This is a genomic window from Leisingera aquaemixtae (assembly GCF_019801145.1).
Taxonomy (GTDB): domain Bacteria; phylum Pseudomonadota; class Alphaproteobacteria; order Rhodobacterales; family Rhodobacteraceae; genus Leisingera; species Leisingera aquaemixtae_A.
This window is the reverse complement of record NZ_JAHVJQ010000001.1, coordinates 552,896-574,838: the sequence shown is the minus strand read 5'-3', so window position 1 is coordinate 574,838 and position 21,943 is coordinate 552,896. Positions and strand designations below refer to the sequence as shown.

Genomic DNA, 21,943 nt, shown 5'->3' with positions numbered 1-21,943 from the left:
TTACTCTCCAGACTGGGCGGCCATGACCGGATCCACCTCAACGCCGGGGCGGATCTTCTGCAGCCCCTCGACCACCACGGTTTCACCATTGGTCAGCCCGTCCAGCACGATGATCCCCGTGCCCTGCACATCGCCCGTCGCAATGTAGCGCTGCTGCACCTGGTTGCTGTCATCCACCACCAGAACAAACGGCCCCTGCTGATCGCGCTGGATCGCGGCCTGGCTGATGACAATCCGGTCGACCGCTTGCTGGGATTGCAGGCCCACGGTGAGGAAAGCACCGTCCAGGATCAGCCGGTCCTCGTTCTGGAACTTTGCCCGCACGGTGACCGCGCCGGTCGCGGGATCCACCCGGTTGCCGGCAAAGGCAATCCGGCCCTTCTCCTCCAGTTCTGCGCCGTTGGGCAGCACCACGAACACCTCCGGCGCGGATTCGGTGTTGCCGCGGTCGACGCCGTTGGCTTCCAGCTCCTGCAGGATCTCGACGAACTGCTTTTCATTCAGCGAGAAGGACACATAAACCGGCGCTTCGCGCACGATGTTGACCAGCGGTGAGCCGCTGGGGCTAACCACGTCGCCGATACTGACCTCGACACGCCCGACGCGGCCCGAGAAGGGGGCGTGAATTTCGGTGTAGCTCAGGTCCAGCTCTGCCTGCTGGATGGCCGCCCGGGCAGCCCGCACCTGCGCCTCTGCCACAAGTTCATTGGCGCGGGCGGTGTCGCGGTCGGTTTCCGGGACAGAGCCGCGCTCGAACAGCTCCTGCTTGCGCACCAGTTCCAGCGACGCCAGCTCTAGGTTGGCTTCTGCCTGTGCCAGTTCCGCCCGGCGGCTTTCCAGCACCGCTTCATAGGCGCTGCGCTCGATCCGGAACAGAATGTCACCCTTTTCAACTTCTGCGCCGTCCTGGACCAGCACTTCCTCCAAGTAGCCGCTAACCCGGGCCATGATATCGGCTTTGTCGATCGCCTCGCCGCGGCCGATAAAGGTTGCGGTGTCCTTGATCGGCTTGATCACCGCCTCGGAGACCGACACCTTGGGGGCGCCACCCTGCTGCTGCGCCAGCGCCGCATCCGCAGCTGCCAGGCCTAGCGCGGCCACCATTGCAAGCCCGGTCCGGCCGGTCAGGCCCCTGTTCCAGAAACACGTCATTCTTGAGCCTTTCAATTAAACAGAAAATTTCAGCGCAGCCGTAAACCCGGCGTGCCGCCCCGTATCCAAATCGTTGCCCTATTGAATACCGTCCCAGCACACATCTGCAAGCTGCACACGCGTTGCCCTGAAACTTCCGTCGTTTCCGGAAGGCCACCAGTGACCAGATATCAATGGAACCGCGGCCCGCAGGCAGGCGTTCTTGGTATGCAGGGGCGGGCCACCCGTGCTTACGGGATTTGATAACGGGTGCAAGGCCGTTACCTTGTTCCGGCAAAGAAGCCTGGCCTGCAAGCAAGGAGAATGACATGCGGTGGAGAGGGCGGCGGGGAAGCCGGAATATCGAGGACCGGCGGGGCCGCCGGATGACAGGCCGGACTGCAGGTTTCGGCGGGGCCGGCCTTCTTCTGATCGTTGTTGCAGGTGCCTTTTTAGGGGTGGATCTGACTCCGCTGCTGCAAGGCTCCGCACCGCAAAGCGGCAGCCCGGCGCCGGTCACGGCAGCCGACCAGGAAGCCGCGGAATTCGTCAGCGTTGCCCTCGCCGATACCGAAGACGTCTGGGCCTCCGTCTTCAAACAGCAGCTCGGACGCCGATACAGCCCGGCGGTTCTTGTTCTGTACAAAGGGGTGACACAATCGCCCTGCGGCGGGGCCTCCGGTGCAACCGGACCGTTTTACTGCCCGCTGGACGAAAAGGTTTACCTCGACACCTCCTTCTTCACCACACTCAGCCAGCGGCTGGGCGCACGCGGCGATTTTGCAGCAGCCTATGTCGTCGCCCACGAAGTTGCCCATCATGTCCAGAACGAGCTTGGCATCCTGGGCGAAACCCAGCGCATAAGGGCCCGCGTGAGCGAGGTTGAGTCCAATGCCATATCTGTCCGCACAGAGCTGCAGGCCGATTGCTTCTCCGGGATCTGGGCACGCTACGCACAGGACGCGCTGGGCACGCTGGAACCCGGCGACGTTGAAGAGGCGATGAACGCAGCCAAGCAGATCGGCGATGACACGCTGCAGCGCAATGCCGGCCGGGTGCCGCAGCCGCATACGTTTTCCCACGGCACCAGCGCACAGCGGCAGGAATGGTTCGCCCGCGGCTATCAAACGGGTGATGTGAACGCCTGTGATACCTTCTCTGCCAATTCCCTGTGACACTTTTATAGTCCAGGCCATTGAAATCTCTTGAAGCTGATGCTTGTGTAACCCCACAGGCAGCACCGCACCGGGCGTGCCCGGCCGGCCGTTTCCGGCCGCCTGTGCAGTGCCGCGCCAACCCAAGGGAGACAGCCGAATGAAAGTTGACGGGACGCACTACCGGTCGCTGTGGTGGGACTACGAACGGGATGCGTTGCAGATCATCGACCAGCGCTGGCTGCCGCATGAGTTCCGCATTCAGCAGGTGGACACGCTGCAGGAGTTTGCCGATGCAATTGTTGAGATGCGGATCCGCGGCGCCCCCCTGATCGGGGCGACGGCCGCCTATGGGATGGCGCTCGCAATGCGGCTGGACCCGTCTGATGCGGCCATGGATCAGGCCTGGAGCTTCCTCAACGCAACACGCCCGACCGCGATCAACCTGCGCTGGGCGCTGGACCGCTGCCGCAGCCGCCTGAGGCCGCTGGATGAGGGAAAGCGTGCCGCAGCTGCCCTGGCCCTGGCGCATGAGATTGCGGATGAGGATGTCGAAATCAACCGCAGCCTCGGCGCGCACGGGCTGGAACTGATCCGGCAGATCGCCGCCGGAAAACCCGCGGGTGAGCCGGTCCGGCTGCTGACTCACTGCAACGCCGGCTGGCTGGCAACTGTCGACTGGGGCACTGCCACCAGCCCGATGTACCAGGCGCATGAGGCTGGCATTCCGATTCACGTCTGGGTCGACGAAACACGGCCCCGCAACCAGGGGGCGCTGACCTCCTGGGAGCTGGGCAGCCACGGCATCAGCCACAGCTACATCAGCGACAACGCCGGCGGCCACCTGATGCAGCACGGCCAGGTCGATCTGGTCATCACCGGCACCGACCGGACCACCCGCCAAGGCGACGTTTGCAACAAGATCGGCACCTATCTGAAGGCGCTGGCCGCCCGCGATAACGGAGTGCCGTTCTATGTCGCCCTGCCCTCGCCGACCATCGACTGGACGGTCTCCGACGGCGTTGCCGAGATCCCGATCGAGGAGCGCAGCGAGCGGGAGATCACCCATGTTCAGGGCAAGACCGAAGACGGCGCAATCAGCGTTGTACAGGTGACACCGGACGGCACCCCCGGCGGCAACCCCGCGTTTGACGTGACGCCAAACCGGCTGGTTACCGGGCTGATTACCGAGCGCGGCATCTGCGACGCCTCCGAGGAAGGCCTGGCAGGCCTGTTTCCGGAAATGGCCGCAGCAAAATCCGCCTGATGCCGGACGCCGCACCATGAAGCCGCCGTATCACGACTGCACCGAACTACGGCAGGCGGTGATTGACGCCTGCCTGGAAATGAACGCCGCGGGCATCAATCAGGGCACCTCCGGCAACATCTCGGTTCGCGCGGAAAATCACATGCTGATCACCCCGTCCGGCGTTCCTTATGAGAAACTGGCACCTGAAGATCTTGTGCTGATACCGCTGGGCGGCAGCCCTGAACAGCAGGGGCAGCTGAAGCCCTCGACCGAGTGGCCTTTTCACATGGCGATCCTTCAGGCCAAACCCGGCGTGAATGCCGTGGTCCATGCCCATCCCGTCTACTGCAGTGCGCTGGCGATGAACCGTCAGACTATACCGGCGTGCCACTACATGGTCGCAGCCTTTGGTGGCAGCGATGTTCCAGTAGCGGATTACGCGCTGTTCGGCAGCCGGCATCTGTCGGAAAATATCATCCGCGCCTTGCAGGAACGCAGCGCCTGCCTGATGGCCAACCATGGTGCGGTGGCAACCGGGGACAGCCTGCCGCGCGCGCTGTGGCGCATGGTGGAATTGGAAACACTGGCAAAGGGTTACACGGCAAGCCTGACCATCGGAAAGCCGCACATCCTGAGTGAAGACGAAATGGCGGAAGTGATCGCTGCCTTCACGGACTACGGGCTGAAAGACAGCCGCTGATCATGCGTTGACGCAAAATGGAGGCTGAATGAAACACCCGCTGATCTTCGACGGGCACAACGACCTGCTGCTGCAGATTCAGTCTGGCAGTGTTGCTTCTGACAAGGACGGTTTCTTGGGCTCTGGCGGCCATCACATCGACCTGTTCAAAGCGACGATGGGCGGTTTTGCGGGCGGGTTCTTTGCCATCTTCGTCCCGCACGACGGTGATGCTTCCTTCATGGAAGATATGATGGCAGACAGCTACGACCTGCCGCTGCCACCCGCAGCGGACTGGCCGCGGTCTGCGCCGATTGCCCTTGCTCAGGCCGCAATTCTGATCCGTCTGGAAACACAAGGCGCGCTCAAGATATGCCGCACTGCGGCTGACATTCGCGGCGCAATGCAAGACGGTATCATGGCAGCCGTCATGCATATGGAAGGCGCCGAAGCAATCGACCCGGATTTCCATTTGCTGGAGGTGCTGCACTCCGCGGGATTGCGCTCGCTCGGCCCGGTCTGGAGCCGCCCCACGATATATGGCCATGGCGTGCCGTTCCGCTTCCCCTCCAGCCCGGACACCGGCCCCGGCTTGACAGCCGATGGTGTTCGCCTGGTGAAAAAGTGCAATGAACTGAACATCCTGATTGACCTCTCTCACCTGAACGAAGCCGGGTTCTGGGATGTTGCAAGACACTCCAGAAAGCCGCTGGTGGCGACCCATTCCAATGCTCACGCTCTCTGCCCGCACAGCCGGAATCTGACAGACAGGCAACTGCACGCCATCCGCGACAGCGACGGCCTGGTGGGGCTGAACTTCGCCGTCGCCTTCCTGCGCGAAGACGGGCGGATGGACGCAGACACGCCGGTCAGCCGGATGATTGACCATCTAGATTACCTCATCTGCGAACTTGGTGAGGACAGGGTCGGACTGGGTTCGGATTTTGACGGCGCAACCGTGCCCGCCGAGATCAAGGATGTCTCAGGGCTGCCGGTTCTGCGCAAGGCAATGAAGGCGCGTGGGTACGACGACAGGCTAATGGCAAAGCTGTGCCATGGCAATTGGCTGCGCCACTTGGAGCAGACCTGGGCCTAACAGCGCCCGCGCATCACAATCACGGCACAAGCACTTGGTTTTCATAGGATTGCGGTGGTGCCCAAGGAGAGACTCGAACTCTCACGATGTTGCCATCGGGGGATTTTGAATCCCCTGCGTCTACCATTCCGCCACTTGGGCCACGGTCTGTTCCTAGCCAAGCAATCAGCCGAGGTCCAGAGGCAAATCGGGGCTTCGCCGCTGAAATTACTCTGCGCGGCAAATTCAGCAGCCTCGCAGCTTGACGGAGCGCCGCGCGCATGCCACCTCCCATGGCAAAAGCCGTTGAGGACGCAGGACCCAGCATGCTGAAACCGCTATATGACCGGACGATGGCCCTGGCCGATCATCCCAGGGTGCTGTGGTGCCTGGCTGTTGTCGCCTTTGTCGAAAGCTCGGTGTTCCCGATCCCGCCGGACGTTCTGATGATCCCGATGATCCTGGCCCGCCCGTCGCGTGCCTGGCTGATCGCGCTGGTGGCGCTGATCGCCTCCGTGGCCGGGGGTGTGCTGGGATACGCTATCGGTGCCTTTTTCTACGAGGGTATCGGACAGCCGGTTCTGGAAGCCATGGGCAAGGGCGACGCCATGGCGGAGTTCAACACCCGGTTCAACGATTTCGGGTTCTGGGCAGTGCTGGGCGCAGGCATCACGCCATTCCCCTACAAGGTGATCACCATCATGTCGGGCTGGACCGGGATGCCGCTTGGCACATTCATTGCCACTTCTATCCTGGCGCGCGCACTGCGTTTTTTCATCGTCGCGGGCCTACTGTGGCAGTTTGGCGCCCCGGTCCGGGATTTTATTGAACGCCGCCTGGGGCTGGTTTTCACAGCCTTCATGGTGCTCCTGTTCGGCGGCTTCCTGATGGTGAGGTACATTTGATCATGCACAGGCTTTTGATCGTATTGGCCGCCGGCGGCTCTGCCGCGCTGCTTCTGGGCGCGCTGGGTTTTCAGTACATCGGCGAAATGGCGCCCTGCAAGCTCTGCTACTGGCAGCGCTACCCCCATGCCGCTGCCGCTGGGATCGGCATCCTTGCGCTGATTATCCCAGGCGCAGTTCTGCCGTATCTGGGTGCGCTGGCGGCGCTGGCCACCGCCGGGGTCGGCGCCTATCACACCGGGGTGGAACGCGGCTGGTGGGAAGGGCCCACCACCTGCACCTCCGGCCCCATTGGCGGGCTGTCACCCGACCAGCTGATGGAGCAGATCATGGCTGCGCCGCTGGTGCGCTGCGACGAAGTCCCGTGGGAGATGCTGTCGCTCTCCATGGCCACCTGGAACGCCATCGCCTCCTTCAGCCTTGCGCTGCTGTGGATTGCCGCAGCCAACCACATCCGCAAACAGAGTTAACATTCCAGCAGGCTGCAATGCGGCCGCCAAACCACTGGCCGCATTGGAGCACCTGAACTTCTCAGGTGTCTTTTTTGGTTGCCAGCAGCAGATTGGTTTCACTGCTCACGACGCCTTCGAACGTCCGGATTTTGGCCAAGGCGGCATCCAGGGTTTCCAGCGTCTCGGTGCCCAGTTCAACAATCAGATCCCAGCGCCCGTTGGTGGTATGAATCGCCCGCACTTCCGGCAGCCCCTGCAACTGCCTGGTGATGCGGCTGGTGCCGCGGCCTTCGATCCCGATCATCATCAGCCCGCGCACCGGGTCGCGCAAGACATCCTCCTTCAGGACAACGGTAAACCCCAGGATATCGCCGCGCGCCTGCAACCGCTCGATCCGCGCCCGCACGGTGGTCCGCGACAGGTTCAGCTCCAGCGCCAGATCCGAAAGCGACGCCCGTGCATTGTGCCGCAGGGCTGACACCAGCCGCTCATCCGTTTTGTCCATACCTTACCCCGTTTTGATCAATTGCCCCTCATCATGGGCAAATTGATTGCTGGATTCCATCACGTTTCGGAAGTTTCTAGTATTAAACCTGAGATTTTGGGAGATCAAAACAGTGACCTCACAACACTGCATCCTGATTGGCGCCCCGGTAGACAGCGGCAAACGCCGGGCGGGCTGCCTGATGGGCCCCGACGCCTACCGCACCGCCGGCATCACCGAAGCCCTGCAAAGCCTGGGCCACACAGTGGAAGACCTTGGCAACCTGGCCCCGGACACCCACGCCAAGGACACAAACGACGGGCTGGTCTATGCCCGCAACGAAACCATCGGCTGGACCTCGCGCCTGGCGCAGGCCGCCGAAGACGCCCTGGGGCGCGGCATGCCGGTTTTCCTCGGCGGTGACCATTCGCTGTCGCTGGGGTCGGTTGCCGGTGCCGCCAACCATGCCGCCAAGGCAGGCCGTCCGCTGTTTGTCCTGTGGCTTGACGCGCATACCGACTTCCATACGCCGCAGACGACCGACAGCGGCAACCTGCACGGCACGCCGGTTGGATATTTCACTGGCCGCAACGGCTTCGAAGGCTTTCCTGCAGTGAACAACCCGGTGCCGCAGGAGAATGTCTGCATGATCGGCCTTCGGTCTGTCGACACGCAGGAAAGGCTTGCGCTGGAAGGCAGTGCCATCCGCACCCACGACATGCGCCACATCGACGAAAACGGTATTGCCGGACCTCTGAACCGCTTCCTGGATCACGTCGCGCAGGCCAATGGCATGCTGCATGTCTCGCTGGACGTCGATTTCCTGGATCCCTCCGTGGCCCCGGCCGTCGGCACCACCGTACCGGGCGGCGCCACCGTGCGCGAGGCGCACCTTGTCTGCGAGATCCTGCATGATTCCGGCCTGATGACTTCGCTGGACCTGGTTGAACTGAACCCCTTCCTGGACGAGCGCGGCCGCACCGCGCATCTGATGGTGGACCTCTGCGCCTCTGCGCTTGGCCGCCGCGTCTTTGACCGCCCGACACGGAGCTACCAGTGAGCAGCCTGCAAGCCCCCTCAGCGGTGGTGATGGTGCGCCCGCACCACTTCCGCTCCAATCCTGAAACACAGGGTGATAACGCCTTCCAAACGCTTGCGAATACCTCGGCGGAGACCACCGCCGCGCAGGCGCTGGCGGAGTTCGACGGCGCGGTCGAGACCCTGCGCGGCGCCGGAGTCACGGTGCATGTCTTTGACGACACCACCACTGAAACGCCGGACAGCGTGTTCCCGAACAACTGGTTCTCCACCCATGCCGGCGGCCACGTAGCGGTTTATCCGATGTACGCCGAAAACCGTCGCAAGGAACGCCGCTGGGATGTTATCGAGCTTCTGAAACGCGACTACCGGGTGCAGGACGTGATCGACTATTCCGGCCTGGAACAGGACGGCCTGTCGCTGGAGGGCACCGGCGCCATGGTGCTCGACCATATCGGGCGCATTGCTTACACGGTGAAATCCAACCGCGCAGACCCGGTGCTGCTGGAACGGTTCTGCACCCATTTCAACTTTGAACCCATGGTGTTCGAAGCCAAAGATGATGCAGGCCGCGACGTTTACCACACCAATGTCCTGATGGGCATCGGCACCGAATACGCGCTGATCTGCCTGGACATGATCGTTGATCCCGCCCGCCGTGCGGAAGTTGCGGCGCGGCTGGAGGAAACCGGCCGCCAAGTCATTGACCTGACACCGGAACAGATCGCCAGTTTCGCCGGCAACGCGCTGGAGCTGACAGGCCGCAGACGCCTCTTGGCGCTTTCCGCAACGGCACTGCAGGCGCTGCGTCCGGATCAGATCGCCATCATTGAGCAGAGCGCTGAGCTGCTCCCCTTGACCATTCCAACCATCGAAACCGCAGGCGGGTCGGTGCGCTGCATGCTGGCAGGCATCCACCTCAGCCCCCGTGAAAGGAAATCCGCATGACACAGCCTTCGGACAAGGCACTGGTGCCTTTTGTCAGCGTCGACAACATGATGCGCCTCATTCATCACGTTGGCATCGAGCAGATGCTGCGCGACTTGGCGGATTATGTCGAAGAGGACTTCAAGCGCTGGGAGCTGTTCGACAAGACCCCGCGCGTTGCCAGCCACTCGGATGTCGGCGTGATCGAACTGATGCCGACCTCAGATGGCGAGGCCTATGGCTTCAAATACGTGAATGGCCACCCCAAGAACACCTCCGAAGGGTTGCAGACCGTCACCGCCTTTGGGCTTCTGGCGGATGTCTACACCGGTTATCCGGTGCTGCTGACCGAAATGACCATGCTGACCGCGCTGCGCACCGCGGCAACGTCAGCAATGGCCGCCAAGTATCTGGCGCCCAAGGGCGCGACCACCATGGCGATGATCGGCAACGGCGCCCAGTCTGAATTCCAGACCCTCGCAATGAAGGCGATCATCGGCCTGAAATCCGTGCGCCTGTATGACAAGGATTCAGCTGCCACCGAAAAATGCGCCCGCAACCTGCAAGGCCTTGGGATCGAGGTCGTTAGCTGCAAGACACCGGAAGAAGCCATTGAAGGCGCGCAGATTCTCACCACCTGCACCGCCGACAAGCAGTATGCCACCATCCTTACCGACAACATGGTCGGCAGCGGCGTCCATATCAACGCCATCGGCGGCGACTGCCCCGGCAAGACCGAACTGGCAGCCGGCATCCTCAGCCGCTCCGACGTGTTTGTCGAATACCCGCCGCAAACGCGGATCGAAGGCGAGATCCAGCAGATGCCGGAGGATTTCCCGGTCACCGAATTGTGGGAAGTGATTTCCGGCAAGAAACAGGGACGTACCGGCGACCGCCAGATCACCCTGTTCGACAGTGTTGGTTTCGCGATCGAGGATTTCTCGGCGCTGCGGTATATCCGCGATCGCATCAAGGGCACGGATTACTTTATCGACCTGGATATGCTGGCCGACCCCGACGATCCGCGCGACCTGTTCGGCATGCTGCAGCGGGCCAAGAGCTGACTTAGGCCAGCATAGGGCATCTCCCTCCCGGCAGCCCTTTGAAAAGATCTGCAGCCGCGCGGGAACCAACGCCCGCCTGCAGGCGTAGAGCACCTGCAGGCAGCCTGAACCTGCTTCAGGACCAATACCAGTCTGGTCCTTCAACGGCCCCCGCTACTGTCCCGGCGGGGGCCGTTTTCCGTTTCAGCGCCAGCCTTCCGCGTTTCCAGCTGTCGGCGCGGAACCATTCGCCCGCCCAGCCGTTGTTCTGTCACACGGCGCTAAGAGCGGCGCACAACTGAAACAGGAACGAGAGACATGCTTGGCTGGGCATTCACATTCTTGATCGTGGCACTTATCGCTGCCCTTTTCGGCTTCAGCGGCATTGCGGGCGCGTCAGCCGGGATCGCAAAGATCCTGTTTGTGATTTTCCTGGTGCTCTTCGTCCTTTCGATTGCCCTGCGCCTGATCCGCAAGTGATCCAGCTCACCCCCATCCGAAAACCCAAGAGGAAGTTGATATGACCAGCACGACCGAAACCACGCGGCGTCCCGACACCAAGGCCAGCGCCAAGGACTCTTCCGCTGACAGCCTTGCGGACCGCGCCAAAGAGCAGGCCTCCCAGGCTGTACAAACGGCGCAGGAACACTTGGATGCCGGGATGAAGTACAGCTCGGGCGAGGTGCAGCGCTTTGCCGGCCAGACCCAGGACTTCGTCAAGAAGAACCCGGGGCTTGCACTTGCAGGCGCACTTGGCGCGGGCATTCTGCTGGGGCTTGCCATGCGCAGGCGCTACTGATCCGAACTGCGGACAGCCGTATTCCGACCAAGCCGCGCCAAACGCGCGGCTTGGTCGTTTGTCACGCTGTGGCGCTCTGCGAACAGCGGGGTCCCAGTCGATACAAAAAACAAGGAACCATCTCCTGCTGCCCGCGTTGAGCTTGCGGAACCGTTATTTCCAAGGGGGGCCAAGTCATGATCTACGAACTTGCCGGACAGCTGTTTCTGTTGTCGTTGATCCTCGGCTTTTGCCGCTTTGCAGCAGCTTCCGGGGCAGTTTCCTTGCCAGTTCGCGCTTGACGTTTCGATGCGTCCGGATCCAACCCACTTTTCCCCGGTACGTTTCCCTGTGACAGCCCGGCAGCAGAAAGGCAGATGACATGACCGATACGTCCGATCTGGAACAGCAGGCCCGACGCAAGGCTGCGGATCTGTGGCACCGGGCCAAGGGCGCCGTGGAGGAGACGCTCCGCACAGGCGCCGGGCCCGCGGCGCAGGCCTTTGATCCCGGCCAGCGACTGCGCCGCCTCCATCTGGAGGAAACCGTGCAACAGGTGAGTGCCTTTGCCCGCCTCAACCCGCTGCTGTTCCCTGGCGCCGCCGCCCTGGGCGACAGCGCCGCGCCCCGCACACTCAAGGCCACTGCGCCGCAAAACGCCGCGCACTGATGCCTGGTGTCCTGATAACAGCTCTCAGCGGCCGCGGCGTGCGGGTGATGCTGCTCATCCTGACGGTCATAGCTGTCACCACAGCCCTGCAGCTGGCACAGCAAATCCTGGCGCCGATGAGCTTTGCCCTGGTGCTTGGCGTCGTGGTGTCGCCGCTGGCGGACAAGCTGGCACGCCACGGGGTGCCGCGGCTGGTGATCGCCCTGTCGCTGCTCCTGCTGTCTACCCTGTTTGTGGCGGTGATCCTGTTGCTGATCGAGCCGCTGATCAACGTGCTTATCGAGGAACTTCCCCGCATCAAGGCGGTGATGGCACGCCTGATCGGCGAGGCATCGCATCTGCTGCGCGGCATCGAGACGATCAGCCAGGAAATCGAGGAAAGCGTCGGCGCCGAAGCGGTGGAGCCGCAGACGGCGATCCCTTCGGTGGGCGATGCGCTTTGGCTGGCGCCCAGCTTTGTCTCGCAGGTGTTCATCTTTGTCGGCACACTGTTCTTCTTCACCCTGACACGCAACGATCTCTACCGGCTGACCGGGCCGCTGAAAGACCGGCTCAAGCACGCTGACACGGTTGTGGCGCGCTACTTTGCAGCAATCACTCTGGTCAACGCCGGACTCGGCGCGGCCACGGCGGCGGCGATGATGGCGCTGGGAGTTGAATATGCGCTCCTGTGGGGGCTTGCCGCGGGGCTGTTGAACTATGTGCTGTATCTTGGCCCGCTGCTGGTGGCATCGGGGCTGGCGCTTGCAGGCATCTTGCAGTTCCATGGCGCCTATGCGGTGCTGCCGCCGCTGGCGTTCCTCGCGCTCAACATGGCAGAGGCGAACATCGTCACGCCGCTGGTGGTCGGCCAGCGCATGGCGATCAACCCGCTGCTGATCTTTCTGTCGATTGTCTTCGGCCTGTGGCTGTGGGGACCGGTTGGCGCCTTTGTAACGCTGCCCCTGCTGTTGTGGCTGGGTGTGCTGCTGGAGCCGAACCCCGGCGCTGCGGACGACACCGCGGACGACCCTTTGCAAAAGGTAGTCTGATAGCCGCTGCTGCGCGCCTGGAAGCTCGCCGCCGAGGCCTGCCCGCTACCCGGCCCCGCATCGCGGCGCCGGGACTTAAACCATGACAATTCGAAGAAGCGCGGCCTGCCGCCCAGGCACTGCAAAAACTTACTACAGCCACGCTCCAGGACTGTAACTTATATTTATTTTATCAATATCTTACAGCTCACTCCTTGTGTTTAATCATCCTCCGAGCTTCCCAGGCCCGGCTCTGAGGTTGCAGTCAGCTGCGGATTTTTTTCTCCCTGATATGTCACAGTTTAATGAGAACCCCGAGTGCCGGTGGCAATTCTCCTCCACAATTTGAGGAGACCTTATGGGTACTGAGACTACCGGTGCGGAAGCACCCATTCTGATCCTGACCGGAAACACGTTGGAAGCTGTCGATATCACCGACTATCTTATGCGCCGCGGTCTGGACAACGTTATCAGCGCAACCAAGATCGAGCTTTGCACGGCCTTTCTCGATGACCGCACGCCGCCGCCGCGGCTGGTGTTTTTTGCCTTTTCCCTCAGCGATCCGGCGGCCCGGGACTGGCTGCTTACGGCCCGTGCCAAGGGCTGGCGCATTATTCTGGTGAACGGGGAAAGCACGGAGCCGGAGCTGCAAGACCTGCCGATGCTCACCCGGCCGTTTTCGACGAGCCATCTGGACGCGGTTATGATTCTGGCCGGTGAATAGGCCAAAGCCAGCAGTGCTGAGCAAGGTGAAAAGGCCGGTTGGCCTTTTTGCAGTCCGCAACAGGCCTGTCCGGCCGAGAATTGCATCTTGTCTAAAGAGCCGCAGCGATGCCGTGCACGGCCCTCGCGGCAGTGTCCTCGTGTTTCAGGCTTGGCAGCGCCGAACCAGGCGGTCTTTCTCAAGCGTCCAGCTCGGTATCCCAGTAAAGGAAGTCCATCCAGCTTTCGTGCAGGTGGTTGGGCGGGAACTTGCGTCCCGTGTTGCGCAACTCCTCCGCGCCCGGGCGCCGCGGCGGTTTGCGCAGCGACATTCCCGCCCGGTGCAGCGACTTTGACCCCTTCTTGAGGTTGCAGGGGCTGCAGGCCGCAACCACGTTTTCCCAGCTGGTCACACCGCCGGCGGCGCGCGGCACCACATGGTCGAATGTCAGTTCGCCCTTGCTGCCGCAATACTGGCAGCAGAATTCATCCCGCAAAAACAAATTAAAGCGCGTGAAGGCCACGCGCTTTTGAGGTTTTACATAATCTTTCAGAACCACCACAGACGGTATTCGGATCTCGGTGCTCGGACTGTGCACGACCTCGTCATACTCGGCCACGATGGCCACCCGGTCGAGCCATGCTGCCTTAACTGCATCCTGCCAGGACCATAGAGAAAGCGGGTAATATGATAGCGGCCGGTAATCCGCATTCAGCACCAGCGCGGGGTGCTGTTTCAGCGCCCCTGGAGATCTGACAAACTCTGCTCTGAAATCGCCATCCATTTTTGAACGTCTTCCTCGCCCTGATCTTCCGTTTCCCGGAACCAGAGCGGGGAACCCGCCCCAGCCTCACTTTGACTATATATCGTGGTTGGCACCTGACAAGCCCCAATGATCCACAACATGTCGGGAGCTTTTTAGCCGCTTCCGGTAACACAACGGTGACAGTTATCCACAAGCAGCTGCGCCTCGGGCCTCTTGCTCTGCCGTCCCACCCCGCCTATTGCCCTGCCATGACCCGTTTGATCCGCTTCAACAAACCCTATGACGTGCTGCCCCAGTTCACCGACCGCGGCAGCCAGGACAGCCCGCGGGCAACGCTCAGCCAGTATATCGACTGCCCCGGCGTCTATGCCGCCGGCCGTCTGGACCGCGACAGCGAGGGGCTGATGCTGCTGACGGACAATGGCCGCCTGCAGTCCTGGATCACCGACCCAAAGCACAAGATGGACAAGACCTACTGGGTGCAGGTCGAGGGCATTCCCAGCGCCGAAGCACTCAGGCTGCTGGCGGAGGGCGTTGATCTGAAGGACGGAAAAACCCGGCCCGCCAAGGTGCAGGTGATCCCGGAACCGCCTGGGCTCTGGGCGCGCACGCCGCCTGTCCGGGTGCGCAAGACGGTCCCCGACAGCTGGATTTCGCTCACCATCCGTGAAGGCCGCAACCGCCAGGTGCGGCGCATGACTGCGGCTGTCGGGCATCCGACCCTGCGGCTGATCCGCTACAGCATTGGCGCCTGGACGCTGGACGGGCTGGCGCAGGGCGCCTGGGAGGACCTGGAGCCGCCGCGCGTGCCCGGCCCGCCCAAACCCTCGCAAAAGCCGCCGCGCAGGCCCAAGGCCGCATTACCGCGCCCGGCAAAAGGTGACAGGCCCAGGCGCCGCTGATAGCCTGCCATCATGCTGCCTCAAGCCCCTGCCCCCGATGCCATTCTGGAAGCGTCGCTTTATGTCGACGATCTGGACGCGGCTGAAGAGTTTTACGGCAGCCTGCTGGGGCTCGAATGCATCCAGCGGGTCGGCAACCGGCATGTGTTTTTCCGCTGCGGCAGTGCCGTCGTGCTGCTGTTCAATGCTGCCGAAACCGTGAAGCCACCAGGAAATCCGCGATTGCCGGTGCCGCCGCATGGCGCACATGGGCCGGGGCATCTGTGTTTCTCCCAGCCGAGGGAAGCGCTGCTCCTGATGCGCGCCCGGCTGCTGGAGGCCGGCGTGGAAATCGAATCCGAATTTGACTGGCCCAGCGGCGCGCGGTCGGTCTATTTCCGCGATCCCGCCGGAAACTCGCTCGAAATTGCCGAGCCGCATCTGTGGGCCTATTGACCCACAGAACAATCCAACTTCAATTCAGCGGCTTACAGGCCAAGCTTGTCGCGCATGAAGGCCAGCGCCACGCTCAGACCGTCCGGCGCGATACCGTGGGCGGTGCCTTTCTGGATATGGGCAAACACATCTTGGAAACCGGCTTCCTGCAGTGCTTCGGCGGCCTCGGGCAGCGATTGCACCGGCACCACGTCGTCCTGATCGCCATGCACAAGCAGAACAGGCATCTTGGAAACCGCCTCATCCTTCAGAAGCTCCGGCGCCAGCAGACGGCCGGAAAATGCAACAATCCCGGATACAGCGTCCTCGCGCCGCGGCGCCACATGCAGGCTCATCATGGTGCCCTGGCTGAATCCAAACAGCACAACCTGCTCCGGCAGAACATCCTCGTCCACCATCAGCGCATCGAGGAAGGCGTTCAGATCCTCCACTGCAGCCTGCATCCCGCGCATGCTTTCCTCTTCCGACGAACCGTCGATCCAGGGAATCGGAAACCACTGGAAGCCGAACGGCGCACCGGCGCAGGCCTCGGGCGCATCGGGTGCGACAAACAGCGTGTCCGGCAGATGTTCGCCCAGAGGGTCGGCCAGCCCCAGCAGGTCCGCGCCATTGGCGCCATAGCCATGCAGGAACACCACAACGGAGCGGGTTTCGCCGGAGAGCGGCTCCTTGCGGCCGGCATTCAGTACACGAGTCATCGGATTCCTTCCCTGTCCTTCGCCACCCGGTAATAGGCCCACAGAATGCGCGCCGCAACCGACCGCCACGGCGACCAGGCTTCCGCGATTTGCCGCATCTCCCGCTCCTTGGGGCGGGCAGGCAGACTGAACAGGACCCGCGCGGCCTCCTGCAGGGCCAGGTCGCCATGGGCAAACACGTCTGCACGGCCCAGCGAAAACATCGCGTAAATCTCCGCGGTCCAGACGCCAATCCCCGGCACCTGCACCAGCGTAGCGATCACCTCCGCATCAGGAGCATTACGCAACGCCTTGAAATCAATGCGCGCCTCAGCCAGCGCCCGGGCATAGCGTATCTTCTGGCGGCTGAGGCCGGCTGCGCGCAAATCATCGTCCGTTGCCCACAGTATCTTGCGCGGCCCTGTCAGCCTGGCGTCCTTCATCCGTTTCCAGATCGCATTCGCAGAGGCCACGCTCACCTGCTGGCTGACAATTGCACTCAGCAGTTCGGCAAACCCTTCGGGCTTGCGCCGCAAGGGCAGCGGGCCGGTCAGTTCCAGCGCTTCGGCAAACCGGCGGTCCTGTGCCGCCAGCCATTCAGCGCCCTCGGAGACGCAGCCGTCGCATTGAATGATCCGGCCCGCACCCGGCAGAAACCTCGGTAGATCTGACGCCACGTCACCCCCTTTGGCCGCGGCAAAACGGCGGCCCTCCAGCGCGGCAAGCGCCTTGCCCCGCCCCCGGTTCACCGCTACGCATCCCATATGAGCATGACCATGACCACCCCCAGCGACGCGGTCGCCAAGAAAAACGTTGCCATCCTGGTGCTGGCCCAGGCGATCCTCGGCGCGCAGATGCCGATGATCTTCATCGTTGGCGGGCTCGCGGGCCAGTCGCTGGCGTCCAACCCCTGTTTCGCGACGCTGCCGATCTCGCTGATCGTGGGCGGTTCGATGCTGGCGGCCACACCGATCTCCGCCATCATGCAGCGCTGGGGACGCCGCGCCGGTTTCTTTACCGGTGCCGCCTTTGGCGCCGTTGGCGGCCTGGTCGGCGCCTACGGGCTCTATCTCGGCTCCTTCCCGATCTTTCTGCTCGGCAGCCTGCTGACAGGCGTCTACATGAGCGCGCATGGTTTCTACCGCTTTGCTGCAGCCGACACCGCGTCCGAGGCGTTCCGCCCCAAGGCGATTTCCTACGTGATGGCCGGCGGACTGGCGGCAGCGGTAATTGGCCCGCAAATTGTGAAGGCCACCAGCCAAGCCTTTGTTATTCCGTTCCTTGGAACCTACATGGCGGTGATTGCCGTCAACGTTCTGGGCGCAGCACTGTTCCTGTTTCTGGACATCCCCAGGCCGCCGGTTCCCAGCCAGGACAGCCCCAAGGGCCGCAGCCGCCTGGAGTTGCTGAAGACACCGGTTATCGCCGTTGCGGTGATCTGCGCCATGGTCTCGTATGCGCTGATGAACCTGGTGATGACCTCGACCCCGCTTGCCGTGGTTGGCTGCGGCTTTACGGAGGGCAACGCCGCTGATGTAGTCACCTCTCACGTTTTGGCAATGTATGTGCCGTCCTTCTTCACCGGCCACCTGATTGCCCGCTTCGGTGTGGAAAAGATTGTCGCCGCAGGCCTGGTGATCCTCGCCGGCGCCGGCGCGGTGGCGCTGCAGGGGGTCGATCTGGAAAACTTCTTTATCGCCTTGGTTCTGCTCGGCGTGGGCTGGAACTTTGGTTTCATCGGCGCAACCACCATGCTGGCCGGTGCCCACGCAAGTTACGAGCGCGGCCGGATGCAGGGTTTGAACGACCTTCTGGTGTTTGGCGGTGTGACCATGGCGTCGCTGGCCTCCGGCGGACTGATGAACTGCTCCGGCGGCAACCCGGCGGACGGCTGGAATGCGGTCAACATGGCCATGGCCCCCTTCCTGGTGCTGGCTGGCGGCGCGCTGATGTGGCTGGTGATGCGGCCCAAGGAGGCCTGACAGGGTCAGTTTGGCAGACCGGACAAAGGAAAAAGGCGCCCCAACGGGCGCCTATTTACCTGAAGCCCTTACCAGCGCCCAGAGATCGCCCGCCGCATCAAACCCGCTCGGCGCCGGAACTCGCTTTGGCCAAGTGCGCCCTGCGAAACCCGTTCCGGTTCTCGTATCGCCTGTTTCAAGACCGTTTCCGCCTGCCAGCCTGCGAGCAGAGCAGCCCCCGCAGACTTCGAAACTTCGCCTCGCTGACCGCGTGCTTTATTCAGCTTTGCCAGCCCCTTGCGCGCCAAAGCTTGCACGCCCTCCAAGGTGCCGTCCAGCAGCGGAATCCGTTTCTGCGCTTCCAGTTCAGGGATTGCGCGCAGCCAACTGGCAACACCTGCGCCATAGCCGAAGCCCCTGACCACGGCCTCATCCGCCGACCCCAAAGACGCTGCCGCCATCCACATCAGCGAACCGCTGGTGCGGTCGATGTAGCGGTCAAACTCCGCCTCATCCTCGAAGGGATCCTTGTAGATGTCCCAGCGCCGCGCCTCGGCCATACCGTCGATACAGGCCGCCAGTTCGGGCTTCAGCAGCTTGGAAAGCGGTGTCGCAACATAGTGGCGGCGGACCGGCTTCCCTTCTGCAATTTCGGCCCCCACGTCGCGCCACCATTGCACCCGCATTTCGGCGATCATGCTTTCCTGGCTGGCCCACGGCGCCCGCGCCAGCTCGATATTGAAGGCGTAAAGCGCAAACAGCAGCGGCCGTGCCTGAACCGGTGCCGCCATTGTTGCCAGAAACCGGTCCGGGTCGCTTTTCTGAACCAGCTCCGCGCAGGCGGTCAGGTCAGCGTCAAACTGCATCCGCCTGCCCGGCCCTGCTGTCATGGATCAGCTTCCAGCGGATTGCGTCCAGCAGCGCCTCGAACGAGGCATCGATTATGTTCGGGCTGACCCCGACGGTCGACCAGCGGCGTCCCTGGCTGTCTTCGCTGTCGATGATCACCCGGGTGACGGCCTCAGTGCCGCCCTGGGTGATCCGCACCTTGAAGTCCACCAGCCGCATGTCCTCCAACTGCGCGGAATAGCGCCCCAGATCCTTGCTCAGCGCCCGCGCCAGCGCGTTGACCGGGCCGCGGTCGCTGCCGGTTTCGTCCAGTGATTCACTGACCGACAGGCGTTTCTCGCCATCAACCTTCACCACAACCACCGCCTCGGATAGGCTGACCATGCGGTTGTACTTGTTCTTGCGCCGCTCGACGGTGACCTTGTAGCGCTTGACCTCGAAAAAGTCCGGCAGCTGCCCCAGTTCCTTGCGCGCCAGCAACTCGAACGACGCCTGCGCGGTGTCATAGGAATAACCCTCGGCTTCTCGATCCTTGATCCGCTCCAGGATCCGCGCCAGCGCCGGGTTGCCGTTTTCAACGCTCAGCCCCGCATCGGTCAGCCGCTTGCGCAGGTTCGACTGCCCGGCCTGGTTCGACATCGGGATCACCCGGGCATTGCCAACCTTGCCTGGCTCGATGTGTTCATATGTGGTGGGATCCTTGAGGATCGCGCTGGCGTGCAGACCCGCCTTGTGGGCAAAGGCCGAAGCGCCCACATAAGCCGCCTGCCGCACCGGAACCCGGTTCAGGATATCGTCCAGCATCCGGCTGGTCCGGGTCAGACCCGCCAGTGCCTCCAGGCTCACCCCGGTATCGAACTTGCTGGCATAGGGTTCCTTCAGCAGCAGCGTCGGGACCAGTGCTGTCAGGTTGGCGTTGCCGCAGCGCTCCCCCAAACCATTCAGCGTGCCCTGGATCTGCCGCGCCCCGGCGTCGACCGCCGCCAGTGAGCACGCTACGGCATTTTCCGTGTCGTTATGGGTATGTATGCCCAGTTTCTCACCCGGAATTCCGGCCGCTACAACTTCACTGACGATCCGATGAACCTCTGCCGGAAGCGCTCCGCCATTGGTGTCGCACAGCACAACCCAGCGCGCACCAGCCTCCAGCGCCGCGCGGCAGGCCGCCAACGCATAGTCCGGGTTATCCTTGTAGCCGTCAAAGAAATGCTCGGCGTCAAACAGCGCCTCGCGCCCCTGCGCCGCGATATGGGCGACCGAGGCCCGGATGTTTTCCAGGTTTTCTTCCAGCGTGATCCCCAGCGCATGGGTCACATGGTAATCGTGGCTCTTGCCGACCAGACAGACCGCCGGGGTGCCTGCGTTCATCACCGCCGCCAGAACATCATCGTTCTCCGCCGACCGCCCGGCCCGCTTGGTCATGCCGAAGGCGGTCATGGTTGACCGGGTTTCCGGCACCTCCCCGAAAAACGCGCTGTCAGTCGGGTTGGCTCCCGGCCAGCCGCCCTCGATATAGTCGACGCCCAGTTTGTCCAGCGCCTGCGCGATTTGCTTTTTCTCTTCGGTGGAGAACTGCACGCCCTGGGTCTGCTGCCCGTCGCGCAGGGTGGTGTCGTAAAGGTAGAGGCGTTCCTTGGCCATCAAAGCGCCTCCAGCCTGGCCGGGTCAAACCCGGCACCCGGCACCAGTTCGACACCAGCCTTGCTCATGCGCACCTCTAGGCCCGCCTCCACAAAGGCTGCTTTCAGCTGATCAACTTCCGAGAAGTCCTTGTTTTCCATAGCCTTCTGCCGCGCTTCGAACAGTTTCTCCTCGTAAGCGGACAGATCGACAGAGGGCGCAGAGGCCCAGGCGCCCATCTCATCCGTCAGCAGTCCCAGCATCCGGGCCGAGGCCAGAAGACCGGCGGCATCGCCAGCCGCGGCCAACTTGTGCAGTTCGGCAATCGCACCGGCAGAATTCAGGTCATCCGCCAGCGCCTCCAGAACCGCGGCAGCAGCGCTGGACGCGGGTTCGATGCCCGCGGTCAGCGCCCGCCACTTGCGCAGCGTAGCTTCGGCTTCCTTGGCCTTCTTGTCAGTCCAGTCCATCGGCTTGCGGTAATGGGTCTGCAAGAACACCAGCCGGATCACCTCACCCGGATAGCCCTGGTCGAGCAGGTCGCGGACGGTAAAGAAGTTGCCCAGGGACTTGGACATCTTCTTGCCCTCCACCTGCAGCATCTCATTGTGCAGCCAGAAACGCGCAAAGGTATCATCGCCATTGGCGCAGCAGCTTTGCGCAATTTCGTTTTCATGGTGCGGGAACATCAGGTCGTTGCCGCCGCCGTGAATGTCGAAGGTCTCGCCCAGCAGATCATAAGACATCGCCGAGCATTCGATATGCCAGCCCGGCCGGCCGCGGCCCCAGGGACTGTCCCAGCCCGGCAGATCATCCGAAGACGGCTTCCACAGCACGAAATCCATCGGGTTCTTCTTGTAGGGCGCCACCTCGACCCGGGCCCCGGCAATCATGTCGTCAACCGAACGGCCCGACAGTTTGCCATAAAGCTCTTTCCAGCTGTCGACGGCAAACAGCACATGGCCTTCGGCAGCATAGGCGTGGTCCTTGGCGATCAGATCTTTGATCATTGCCACCATCTGCGGGATGTACTGGGTCGCGCGCGGCATATGGTTCGGCTCCAGCGCGCCGAGCTCGCCCATGTCCTCCAGGAACCACTGCGTCGTCTCAGCGGTGATGTCGCCGATCGGCCGCCCGCTTTCCGCGGCGCGGGCGTTGATCTTGTCGTCCACGTCAGTGAAGTTCCGGGCGTAAGTGACTTTATCCGCGCCATAAACCTCGCGCAGCAAACGGAAGAGAACGTCGAACACCACTACCGGGCGGGCGTTGCCCAGATGCGCCCGGTCGTACACCGTCGGGCCGCAGACATACATCCGCACATTTTCGGCGTCGATCGGCTCAAAGACCTCTTTCCTGCGGGTCTTCGTGTTCTGCAGCTTGATCACTATGTCCTTGGTTCCCATGCCCGGTTCCTTTTCCATGCCCAGCCGGTGAC

At 62.6% G+C, this 21,943-nt stretch carries 25 protein-coding genes and 1 tRNA gene; 17 read left to right on the top strand and 9 right to left on the bottom strand.

The genetic code is table 11. The annotated features are described in order from the left end of the window. Positions 1–1,152 (bottom strand): efflux RND transporter periplasmic adaptor subunit, encoded by a 1,152-nt coding sequence (locus KUW17_RS02830; protein WP_222475763.1) that lies wholly within the window; start codon positions 1,150–1,152, stop codon positions 1–3. 308 nt (positions 1,153–1,460) lie between these two features. Between KUW17_RS02830 and KUW17_RS02825 the strand changes: the two genes are divergently transcribed. From KUW17_RS02825 to KUW17_RS02810, 4 genes are all read left to right on the top strand, one after another. Continuing rightward, positions 1,461–2,306, top strand: coding sequence for a neutral zinc metallopeptidase (locus KUW17_RS02825; protein WP_222475762.1), 846 nt, complete (start codon positions 1,461–1,463; stop codon positions 2,304–2,306). A 139-nt stretch (positions 2,307–2,445) separates the two neighbouring features. Further along, positions 2,446–3,552: an S-methyl-5-thioribose-1-phosphate isomerase gene (mtnA, locus tag KUW17_RS02820; RefSeq protein WP_222475761.1), complete on the top strand. Its 1,107-nt coding sequence runs from the start codon at positions 2,446–2,448 to the stop codon at positions 3,550–3,552. Positions 3,553–3,568: 16 nt separating this feature from the next. Next, on the top strand, positions 3,569–4,234 hold the full coding sequence (locus KUW17_RS02815) for a class II aldolase/adducin family protein (RefSeq protein ID WP_222475760.1): 666 nt from the start codon (positions 3,569–3,571) through the stop codon (positions 4,232–4,234). Between the two features lie 28 nt (positions 4,235–4,262). Then, positions 4,263–5,309, top strand: coding sequence for a dipeptidase (locus tag KUW17_RS02810; RefSeq protein WP_222475759.1), 1,047 nt, complete (start codon positions 4,263–4,265; stop codon positions 5,307–5,309). A 55-nt stretch (positions 5,310–5,364) separates the two neighbouring features. On the opposite strand, the gene KUW17_RS02805 is transcribed toward KUW17_RS02810, so the two are convergent. Then, a tRNA-Leu gene (locus tag KUW17_RS02805) sits at positions 5,365–5,450 on the bottom strand. A gap of 164 nt (positions 5,451–5,614) precedes the next feature. On the opposite strand from KUW17_RS02805, the gene KUW17_RS02800 reads away from it, so the two are divergent. Continuing rightward, positions 5,615–6,193: a YqaA family protein gene (locus KUW17_RS02800; protein ID WP_222476292.1), complete on the top strand. Its 579-nt coding sequence runs from the start codon at positions 5,615–5,617 to the stop codon at positions 6,191–6,193. A 2-nt stretch (positions 6,194–6,195) separates the two neighbouring features. Further along, positions 6,196–6,663 (top strand): disulfide bond formation protein B, encoded by a 468-nt coding sequence (locus KUW17_RS02795; protein ID WP_222475757.1) that lies wholly within the window; start codon positions 6,196–6,198, stop codon positions 6,661–6,663. A gap of 61 nt (positions 6,664–6,724) precedes the next feature. Here the strand turns inward: KUW17_RS02795 and KUW17_RS02790 are convergent, their stop codons facing one another. Beyond that, the gene (locus tag KUW17_RS02790) at positions 6,725–7,150 is read right to left on the bottom strand and encodes an Lrp/AsnC family transcriptional regulator (protein ID WP_065267363.1); all 426 of its coding nucleotides are present in this window, start codon (positions 7,148–7,150) and stop codon (positions 6,725–6,727) included. A gap of 112 nt (positions 7,151–7,262) precedes the next feature. On the opposite strand from KUW17_RS02790, the gene rocF reads away from it, so the two are divergent. From rocF to KUW17_RS02750, 8 genes are all read left to right on the top strand, one after another. Beyond that, positions 7,263–8,189 carry an arginase gene (rocF, locus tag KUW17_RS02785; RefSeq protein WP_222475755.1) on the top strand — a complete coding sequence of 309 codons (927 nt, stop codon included), beginning with the start codon at positions 7,263–7,265 and terminating at the stop codon, positions 8,187–8,189. After that, positions 8,186–9,115 carry a citrulline utilization hydrolase CtlX gene (gene ctlX / locus KUW17_RS02780; RefSeq protein WP_222475754.1) on the top strand — a complete coding sequence of 310 codons (930 nt, stop codon included), beginning with the start codon at positions 8,186–8,188 and terminating at the stop codon, positions 9,113–9,115. The genes rocF and ctlX overlap by 4 nt, the downstream gene beginning before the upstream one ends. After that, positions 9,112–10,158: an ornithine cyclodeaminase gene (locus KUW17_RS02775; protein ID WP_222475753.1), complete on the top strand. Its 1,047-nt coding sequence runs from the start codon at positions 9,112–9,114 to the stop codon at positions 10,156–10,158. The genes ctlX and KUW17_RS02775 overlap by 4 nt, the downstream gene beginning before the upstream one ends. A 297-nt stretch (positions 10,159–10,455) precedes the next feature. Next, entirely contained in the window at positions 10,456–10,617 is a 162-nt protein-coding gene (locus KUW17_RS02770; RefSeq protein WP_222475752.1) for a DUF1328 domain-containing protein, read from the top strand. 40 nt (positions 10,618–10,657) lie between these two features. Then, positions 10,658–10,936 (top strand): hypothetical protein, encoded by a 279-nt coding sequence (locus tag KUW17_RS02765; RefSeq protein WP_222475751.1) that lies wholly within the window; start codon positions 10,658–10,660, stop codon positions 10,934–10,936. A 361-nt stretch (positions 10,937–11,297) separates the two neighbouring features. Continuing rightward, positions 11,298–11,585: a hypothetical protein gene (locus KUW17_RS02760; RefSeq protein WP_222475750.1), complete on the top strand. Its 288-nt coding sequence runs from the start codon at positions 11,298–11,300 to the stop codon at positions 11,583–11,585. Next, positions 11,585–12,616 (top strand): AI-2E family transporter, encoded by a 1,032-nt coding sequence (locus KUW17_RS02755; protein WP_222475748.1) that lies wholly within the window; start codon positions 11,585–11,587, stop codon positions 12,614–12,616. Before KUW17_RS02760 ends, KUW17_RS02755 begins: the two co-directional genes overlap by 1 nt. A gap of 337 nt (positions 12,617–12,953) precedes the next feature. Continuing rightward, positions 12,954–13,319, top strand: coding sequence for a hypothetical protein (locus tag KUW17_RS02750; RefSeq protein WP_222475746.1), 366 nt, complete (start codon positions 12,954–12,956; stop codon positions 13,317–13,319). A gap of 178 nt (positions 13,320–13,497) precedes the next feature. Here the strand turns inward: KUW17_RS02750 and KUW17_RS02745 are convergent, their stop codons facing one another. Further along, positions 13,498–14,082, bottom strand: a complete 585-nt coding sequence (locus KUW17_RS02745) for an HNH endonuclease (protein WP_019297838.1) — start codon at positions 14,080–14,082, stop codon at positions 13,498–13,500. A 230-nt stretch (positions 14,083–14,312) separates the two neighbouring features. Here KUW17_RS02745 and KUW17_RS02740 point away from each other — a divergent pair, with 230 nt between their 5' ends. Both KUW17_RS02740 and KUW17_RS02735 read left to right on the top strand, forming a co-directional pair. Continuing rightward, positions 14,313–14,966, top strand: coding sequence for a pseudouridine synthase (locus KUW17_RS02740; RefSeq protein WP_222475745.1), 654 nt, complete (start codon positions 14,313–14,315; stop codon positions 14,964–14,966). A gap of 12 nt (positions 14,967–14,978) precedes the next feature. Next, positions 14,979–15,401 carry a VOC family protein gene (locus tag KUW17_RS02735; RefSeq protein WP_222475743.1) on the top strand — a complete coding sequence of 141 codons (423 nt, stop codon included), beginning with the start codon at positions 14,979–14,981 and terminating at the stop codon, positions 15,399–15,401. A 32-nt stretch (positions 15,402–15,433) separates the two neighbouring features. Here the strand turns inward: KUW17_RS02735 and KUW17_RS02730 are convergent, their stop codons facing one another. Next, positions 15,434–16,099 carry an alpha/beta hydrolase gene (locus tag KUW17_RS02730; RefSeq protein WP_222475740.1) on the bottom strand — a complete coding sequence of 222 codons (666 nt, stop codon included), beginning with the start codon at positions 16,097–16,099 and terminating at the stop codon, positions 15,434–15,436. After that, complete coding sequence (locus KUW17_RS02725) at positions 16,096–16,842, bottom strand: DNA-3-methyladenine glycosylase family protein (RefSeq protein ID WP_261396949.1); 747 nt, start codon at positions 16,840–16,842, stop codon at positions 16,096–16,098. Before KUW17_RS02725 ends, KUW17_RS02730 begins: the two co-directional genes overlap by 4 nt. Between KUW17_RS02725 and KUW17_RS02720 the strand changes: the two genes are divergently transcribed. Continuing rightward, on the top strand, positions 16,843–18,060 hold the full coding sequence (locus KUW17_RS02720) for an MFS transporter (RefSeq protein WP_222475738.1): 1,218 nt from the start codon (positions 16,843–16,845) through the stop codon (positions 18,058–18,060). A gap of 68 nt (positions 18,061–18,128) precedes the next feature. Here the strand turns inward: KUW17_RS02720 and KUW17_RS02715 are convergent, their stop codons facing one another. The 3 genes from KUW17_RS02715 to cysS are packed head-to-tail and all read right to left on the bottom strand — an operon-like array spanning position 18,129 to position 21,911. Next, the gene (locus tag KUW17_RS02715) at positions 18,129–18,905 is read right to left on the bottom strand and encodes a squalene/phytoene synthase family protein (RefSeq protein ID WP_222476286.1); all 777 of its coding nucleotides are present in this window, start codon (positions 18,903–18,905) and stop codon (positions 18,129–18,131) included. Further along, on the bottom strand, positions 18,895–20,529 hold the full coding sequence (cimA, locus tag KUW17_RS02710; protein WP_222475737.1) for a citramalate synthase: 1,635 nt from the start codon (positions 20,527–20,529) through the stop codon (positions 18,895–18,897). Before cimA ends, KUW17_RS02715 begins: the two co-directional genes overlap by 11 nt. Further along, positions 20,529–21,911, bottom strand: a complete 1,383-nt coding sequence (cysS, locus tag KUW17_RS02705) for a cysteine--tRNA ligase (protein ID WP_222475735.1) — start codon at positions 21,909–21,911, stop codon at positions 20,529–20,531. The genes cimA and cysS overlap by 1 nt, the downstream gene beginning before the upstream one ends. Between the last annotated feature and the right edge of the window lie 32 nt (positions 21,912–21,943).

Bases quoted from the DNA above. Each gene is read 5' to 3' on its own strand.
- KUW17_RS02730 (WP_222475740.1), bottom strand. From the start codon at position 16,099: ATGACTCGTGTACTGAATGCCGGCCGCAAGGAGCCGCTCTCCGGCGAA.
- KUW17_RS02745 (WP_019297838.1), bottom strand. From the start codon at position 14,082: ATGGATGGCGATTTCAGAGCAGAGTTTGTCAGATCTCCAGGGGCGCTG.
- KUW17_RS02735 (WP_222475743.1), top strand. From the start codon at position 14,979: ATGCTGCCTCAAGCCCCTGCCCCCGATGCCATTCTGGAAGCGTCGCTT.
- mtnA (WP_222475761.1), top strand. From the start codon at position 2,446: ATGAAAGTTGACGGGACGCACTACCGGTCGCTGTGGTGGGACTACGAA.
- KUW17_RS02810 (WP_222475759.1), top strand. From the start codon at position 4,263: ATGAAACACCCGCTGATCTTCGACGGGCACAACGACCTGCTGCTGCAG.
- KUW17_RS02800 (WP_222476292.1), top strand. From the start codon at position 5,615: ATGCTGAAACCGCTATATGACCGGACGATGGCCCTGGCCGATCATCCC.
- KUW17_RS02715 (WP_222476286.1), bottom strand. From the start codon at position 18,905: ATGCAGTTTGACGCTGACCTGACCGCCTGCGCGGAGCTGGTTCAGAAA.
- KUW17_RS02760 (WP_222475750.1), top strand. From the start codon at position 11,298: ATGACCGATACGTCCGATCTGGAACAGCAGGCCCGACGCAAGGCTGCG.
- KUW17_RS02830 (WP_222475763.1), bottom strand. From the start codon at position 1,152: ATGACGTGTTTCTGGAACAGGGGCCTGACCGGCCGGACCGGGCTTGCA.
- KUW17_RS02750 (WP_222475746.1), top strand. From the start codon at position 12,954: ATGGGTACTGAGACTACCGGTGCGGAAGCACCCATTCTGATCCTGACC.
- KUW17_RS02775 (WP_222475753.1), top strand. From the start codon at position 9,112: ATGACACAGCCTTCGGACAAGGCACTGGTGCCTTTTGTCAGCGTCGAC.
- cimA (WP_222475737.1), bottom strand. From the start codon at position 20,529: ATGGCCAAGGAACGCCTCTACCTTTACGACACCACCCTGCGCGACGGG.
- KUW17_RS02790 (WP_065267363.1), bottom strand. From the start codon at position 7,150: ATGGACAAAACGGATGAGCGGCTGGTGTCAGCCCTGCGGCACAATGCA.
- KUW17_RS02825 (WP_222475762.1), top strand. From the start codon at position 1,461: ATGCGGTGGAGAGGGCGGCGGGGAAGCCGGAATATCGAGGACCGGCGG.
- KUW17_RS02795 (WP_222475757.1), top strand. From the start codon at position 6,196: ATGCACAGGCTTTTGATCGTATTGGCCGCCGGCGGCTCTGCCGCGCTG.
- KUW17_RS02765 (WP_222475751.1), top strand. From the start codon at position 10,658: ATGACCAGCACGACCGAAACCACGCGGCGTCCCGACACCAAGGCCAGC.
- KUW17_RS02740 (WP_222475745.1), top strand. From the start codon at position 14,313: ATGACCCGTTTGATCCGCTTCAACAAACCCTATGACGTGCTGCCCCAG.
- cysS (WP_222475735.1), bottom strand. From the start codon at position 21,911: ATGGGAACCAAGGACATAGTGATCAAGCTGCAGAACACGAAGACCCGC.
- KUW17_RS02720 (WP_222475738.1), top strand. From the start codon at position 16,843: ATGAGCATGACCATGACCACCCCCAGCGACGCGGTCGCCAAGAAAAAC.
- KUW17_RS02770 (WP_222475752.1), top strand. From the start codon at position 10,456: ATGCTTGGCTGGGCATTCACATTCTTGATCGTGGCACTTATCGCTGCC.
- KUW17_RS02725 (WP_261396949.1), bottom strand. From the start codon at position 16,842: ATGGGATGCGTAGCGGTGAACCGGGGGCGGGGCAAGGCGCTTGCCGCG.
- KUW17_RS02815 (WP_222475760.1), top strand. From the start codon at position 3,569: ATGAAGCCGCCGTATCACGACTGCACCGAACTACGGCAGGCGGTGATT.
- KUW17_RS02755 (WP_222475748.1), top strand. From the start codon at position 11,585: ATGCCTGGTGTCCTGATAACAGCTCTCAGCGGCCGCGGCGTGCGGGTG.